Genomic DNA, 5,611 nt, shown 5'->3' on the forward strand with positions numbered 1-5,611 from the left:
GTCGCCCTGCGGTCGAGGGCGATCACGGCGTTGGCGGGTCGGGGTGGCATGGTGTCGGTGCCGTTGCCGGTGGAGCAGGTTCGCGGGTTGTTGCCGGAGGGTGTGTCGGTGGCTGCGGTGAACGGGCCGTCGTCGGTGGTGGTTTCGGGTGATCCGGCGGGTCTGGATGCGGTGTTGGCGTCGGTGGAGCGGGCGAAGCGGGTGCCCGTGGACTACGCATCGCACTCGGCCCACGTGGAGGAGATCCGCGAGGAGATCCTGCACGTGCTGGAGGGCCTGTCCCCACGCGAGGCGTCGGTCCCCTTCTTCTCCACGGTGGATGTGGGGTGGGCGGACGGCACGGGGCTGGACGCCGAGTACTGGTACCGCAACCTGCGGCAGACCGTGGAGTTCGAGGCGGCCGTCCGCGACCTGGCCGCTGCGGGCTTCGGCGCCTTCGTCGAGGTCAGTGCCCATCCCGTCCTGACGACAGGGATCACCGAGACCGTCGGTGACGAGTCGGTCGTGTCGGGCACGTTGCGGCGGGACGAGGGCGGGCTGCGGCGATTCCTGTCGTCCGCGGCGGAGTTGTTCGTCCGGGGCGTGGCGGTGGACTTCACGCCGTTCTTCGGCGGCACGCCCGCGTACCGGGACCTGCCCCCGTATCCCTTCCAGCGCAAGTGGTACTGGCTGGAGGACAGCGTCGGCATCGCCGAGTCGGAGCAGAACCGCTTCTGGCAGACGGTCGAGGACGGCGGACTGGGGGAGCTGCTCGGACTGGACCCGCAGACCCCGCTCAGCGAGGTGCTGCCCGCCCTGTCGGAGTGGCGCAACCGGCACGACAGTCGCGCCACGGTCGACTCCTGGCGTTACCGCGTCACCTGGAAGACCCTGCCCGGCGGCGAGACCGCCGAACTGTCCGGCCGCCACTGCCTGGTGCTCGTACCGGAGACCGGCCACCCGCTCGTGGACGAGGTCTGCCGGGCCCTGGAGGACGCCGGCGCCACCGTGACGCGGGTGCAGCCGACCGCCGCCGACAGCGACCGGCAGACGCTCGCGCGGCGGCTGGCCGACGTGGCGCGCCCTCTCGACCGGGTGGTCTCGCTGCTGGGCCTGGACGAGCGGCCGCACCCGGACCACTCCGTCGTGCCGGTCGGCACGGCCCTCACCCTCGCCCTCGTCCAGGCGCTGGACGACACGGGCATCGACGCGCCCCTCTGGTGCCTGACCAGCGGAGCGGTCTCCACCGGCGACGACGACCCGGTGACCGGCGTCGCCCAGAACCTGGTGTGGGGTCTGGGACGCGTCGCCGCACTGGAGTACCCGCGCCGCTGGGGCGGACTGCTGGACCTGGTCGCGGGCTTCGCCCCCGCCGCCCTGGCGACCGCGCTGGCCGGCGACGGCGACGAGGACCAGCTCGCGCTGCGCCCCGGCGGCGCGTACGGGCGCCGGATCGCCCGCGCCCCGCTGTCCGACGGACCCGCCGCCGAACCCTGGCGCCCCCGCGGCACGGTCCTCGTCACCGGCGGCACGGGCGCCGTCGGCGGACAGATCGCCGCCTGGCTGGCCCGCAACGGAGCCGAGCACCTCGTGCTCCTCAGCCGGCAGGGCGGCGCCGCCCCCGGCGCCGCCGAACTGACCGCGGAACTCCAGTCCCTGGGTGCCCGCGTGACCGTCGCCGCCTGCGACGTGACCGACCGCGAGCAGCTGGCCGCACTCGTCGCCGGCCTGGCGGCCCAGGGCGACCCCGTCCGGTCCGTCATGCACACCGCGGGCGCCGGCAGCCTCGTACCGCTGCCGGACACCGACCTCGCCGAGTTCGGCGACACCCTGCACGCGAAGGTGCTCGGAGCCGCGCATCTGGACGAACTGATCGGCGAGGTGGACGCGTTCGTCCTGTTCTCCTCCATCTCCGCGGTCTGGGGCAGTGCCGACCACGGTGCCTATGCCGCGGCCAACGCCTACCTCGACGGTCTCGCGGAGAACCGGCGCGCCCGCGGGCTCGGCGCGACCTCGGTGGTGTGGGGCATCTGGGCCCCGCAGGACGGCAAGGGCATGGCCGCCAACCTCGCGGAGCAGCAACTGCGCGGACGGGGCATCCCCTTCATGCGTCCCGCGCTCGCCATCGAGGGCTTCCAGCAGGTGCTGGACCGGGACGAGACGGTCGTCGTGGTGGCCGCCGTCGACTGGGACCGCTTCGCTCCCGTGTTCACCTCCGCCCGACCCAGCGCGCTCATCTCCGACCTGCCCGACGTCCGCGCCGCACTGGCCGGTCAGGACGCGGACACCACCGCACAGGACGAGGCAGGCTCGCCGCTGTCGGCCCGGCTGCGCGCCCTGCCCGCCGCCGAGCAGCGCGAGTTCCTGGCCGAGCTGGTGCGCACCCAGGCGGCGGCCGTCCTGGGCCATGACTCGGGTGCCGCGATCGAACCGGGCCGCGCCTTCCGCGAGCTGGGCTTCGACTCGCTGACCGCCGTCGACCTGCGCGGCCGGCTGAACGCCGCGACGGGTCTGCGGCTGCCGGTCACCGTCGTCTTCGACTACTCCTCGGCCACCGCGCTCGCCGACCACCTGCGCGACGAACTGCTCGGCACGGCGGCGGCACCGGCCGCCCCGGTCGCGGTCGCCGTGCCCGCCGGGGACGACCCGATCGTCATCGTCGCCGCGAGCTGCCGCTACCCGGGCGGAGTCCGCACCCCCGAGGACCTCTGGCAGCTCCTCGCCGACGGCCGCGACGCGATATCCGAGCTGCCCGGCGACCGCGGCTGGGACCTAGGCGACGTCTACGACACCGACCCCGACCGGCCCGGCACCACGTACTCCCGGGCCGGCGGCTTCGTCTACGACGCCGGCCTGTTCGACCCCGCGTTCTTCGGTATCTCGCCGCGCGAGGCGCTCGCGATGGACCCGCAGCAGCGGCTGCTCCTGGAGACGTCCTGGGAGGCGCTGGAGCGGGCCGGCATCGACCCGGCCTCGCTGCGCGGCACCCACACCGGCGTGTTCGTCGGCGCCGGGTACCAGGGGTACGGCGGTGACGGCGAGCGGGTGCCCGAGGAGGCCGAGGGCCATCTCATCGCCGGCATCTCCAGCAGCGTGCTGTCCGGCCGCATCTCGTACGCGCTCGGCCTGGAGGGGCCGGCGCTGACCATCGACACCGCCTGCTCGTCCTCACTCGTCGCCGTGCACCTCGCGGCGCAGGCGCTGCGGTCCGGCGAGTGCTCGCTGGCCCTGGCCGCGGGCGCCACCATCCTCGGCTCCACCCTCTCGTTCACCGGCTTCAGCCGGCAGCGCGGCCTCGCGGCCGACGGCCGGTGCAAGCCGTTCGGCGCCGAGGCCGACGGGTTCGGCATCGCCGAGGGCGTCGGCATGCTCGTACTGGAGCGACTGTCCGACGCCCGCCGTCACGGACACCCGGTGCTGGCGACCGTGCGGGGCAGCGCCGTCAACCAGGACGGCGCCTCCAACGGGCTGACCGCGCCGAACGGCCTCTCGCAGCAGCGGGTCATCCAGCAGGCCCTGGCCAACGCCGGGCTCGAACCCGCCGACGTGCGGGTGGTCGAGGCACACGGCACCGGTACCCGGCTGGGCGACCCGATCGAGGCGCAGGCGCTGCTCGCCACCTACGGACAGGACCGCGCCGCGCCGCTGTGGCTGGGCTCGCTGAAGTCGAACATCGGCCACACCCAGGCCGCCTCCGGTGTCGCCGGGATCATCAAGATGCTCCAGGCCATGGAGCACGGCGTGCTGCCCCGGACCCTGCACGCGGACGTGCCCTCGCCGTTCATCGACTGGTCCGCGGGCAACATCGAGTTGCTGACCGAGGCCCGGCCCTGGGAGGGACCGCGGCGGGCCGGCGTGTCGTCGTTCGGCATGAGCGGCACCAACGCACACGTCATCATCGAGCAGGTCGACCCCGTCGAGTCACCGGCCGCGGACGACCACACCCCGCCCGCGCCGGCCGTGGCCTGGACCCTGTCCGGACGGACCGAGGAGGCCGTGCGCGAGCAGGCGCGCGCCCTGCTGGACCGGCTCGACGCCGACCCGCTGGACGTCGGCTGGTCGCTGGCGGCCACCAGGACCGCCTTCGAGCGCCGGGCCGTCGTCGCGGGCACGGACCGGGAGCACCTGGCCGCCGGACTGCGGGCGGTGCGCGACGGCGAGGCGCCCGTGCACACCGCCGACGCCGGCCGCCGTACCGTGTTCGTCTTCCCCGGCCAGGGCACCCAGTGGACCGGCATGGCCCTGGAACTGCTGGAGAGCGCCCCGGCGTTCGCGGAGCGCTTCGCCGAGTGCGAGCGCGCCCTGGCGCCGTACCTCGACCGGTCGCTGACCGAGGTGCTGCGCAGCGGCGAGTACGAGCAGGTGGACCGCATCCAGCCGGTGCTGTTCTCCGTGATGGTCTCGCTCGCCGCGCTGTGGCGGTCCTGCGGCGTCGAGCCCGACGCGGTGGTCGGTCACAGCCAGGGTGAGATCGCCGCCGCCGTGGTGGCCGGTGCACTGTCGCTGGAGGACGCGGCGAAGATCGTTGCACTGCGCAGCAAGGCTCTTGTCGCGCTCGCCGGGCAGGGCGCCATGATGTTCGTGGCCATGGCCGCGGCGCCGCTGCGCGAGCGGGTCGCCGCCTGGGACGGCCGGATCGGTGTGGCCGCCGTCAACGGGCCCGCCGCGGTCACGGTCTCCGGCGACCCCGAGGCACTGGAGGAGCTGAGCGCCGCGCTGTCGGACGAGGGCGTCCTGCGCTGGCCGATCCCCGGTGCCGACTTCGCCGCCCATTCGGCCCAGGTGGAGCGCATCCACGACGAACTCCTGCGGGTGCTGGACGGCGTGCGCCCGCGGTCGACGACTGTCGGGTTCTGGTCCACCGCCGACAGCGACTGGCTGGACGGCTCCGCCCTGGACGCCGAGTACTGGTACCGCAACCTGCGCCAGACCGTCGAGTTCGACCAGGCCGTCCACCAGTTGATAGACGCCGGATACGACGCCTTCGTGGAGGTCAGCCCGAACCCGGTGCTGGCGATCTGGGTGCAGCAGGCCCTGGAGGCCGCCGGCGGCGGAGTCGTCGTCGGCACCCTGCACCGCGAGGCGGGCGGCCTGGACCGCTTCCTGACCTCGCTGGGCGACCTGTACGCGCGCGGCGCCGCGGTCGACTGGGCCGCCGTGCACCGCGGCGGCCGGCGGGTCGACCTGCCCACCTACGCGTTCCAGCGGCAGCACTACTGGCTCGTACCGCGCCCCCTCGCACCGCCGGCCCTGCCCGCGGCCGAGGACACCGACGCCTGGCGGTACCGGGTCGACTGGCGCGTCCTGCACGACCTGCCGGCCGGCCCGGCCACCGGGGAGTGGCTCGTCGTCACCCCCGCCGGCACGGATGTCACCGCAGAGCTCGACGCCCTGCGCCGGCACGGCCTCAGCACGCTCGTGGTGCCGTGGGAGGACACCGGCGACCGCACGGCCGACGCGGAACGCCTGCGCGCCGCGGCCGACGGGCACGAACCCGCCGGCGTGCTCTCCCTGCTCGGCCTCGCCGACCGGCCCTGTACTGTACTTAGTTTTGTTAAATTCTCTTTAAACCAATCGTAAGTATTTACTTTATTGTAAGTAACACATGGACTGTATACGTTAATTAATGAAA

General features: G+C 73.7%; 2 pseudogenes. One reads left to right on the forward strand and one right to left on the reverse strand.

What is annotated here, in order from left to right:
• Window positions 1–5,514 (forward strand): annotated as a pseudogene (locus tag ABT137_RS50755) (type I polyketide synthase); the annotation flags it as partial.
• Window positions 5,515–5,549: 35 nt separating this feature from the next.
• On the opposite strand, the pseudogene ABT137_RS50760 reads toward ABT137_RS50755, so the two are convergent.
• A pseudogene (locus ABT137_RS50760) lies at window positions 5,550–5,603 on the reverse strand (hypothetical protein); the annotation flags it as partial.
• Window positions 5,604–5,611: the final 8 nt, after the last annotated feature.

The sequence above is a fragment of the Streptomyces sp. NPDC001980 genome (assembly GCF_040296885.1).
GTDB lineage: Bacteria > Actinomycetota > Actinomycetes > Streptomycetales > Streptomycetaceae > Streptomyces.